This is a genomic window from Paenibacillus sp. MER TA 81-3 (genome assembly GCF_023713585.1).
GTDB classification, from domain to species: domain Bacteria; phylum Bacillota; class Bacilli; order Paenibacillales; family Paenibacillaceae; genus Paenibacillus_B; species Paenibacillus_B profundus.
In genome coordinates this window covers 1-219 of sequence record NZ_JAMAWB010000165.1, presented here as the reverse complement: position 1 = coordinate 219, position 219 = coordinate 1, and the positions used below count along the sequence as shown (strand labels likewise).

The following is a 219-nucleotide window of genomic DNA, read 5'->3' as shown; positions in this document are numbered from 1 at the left end:
ATGTCTATCCGGTATTAGCTACCGTTTCCGGTAGTTATCCCAGTCTCACACGCAGGTTACCTACGTGTTACTCACCCGTCCGCCGCTAAGCATCAGGAGTGCAAGCACTCCATCAACTCCGCTCGACTTGCATGTATTAGGCACGCCGCCAGCGTTCGTCCTGAGCCAGGATCAAACTCTCCGTTAAAGTTAGTTTGACTTGCTCATGTATGGAGTGCA

The 219-nt window shown here is 51.6% G+C and carries 1 rRNA gene; it reads right to left on the bottom strand.

The features are described from left to right. Positions 1–187, bottom strand: a 16S ribosomal RNA gene (locus M3650_RS31705); the annotation flags it as partial. Positions 188–219 lie beyond the last annotated feature (32 nt).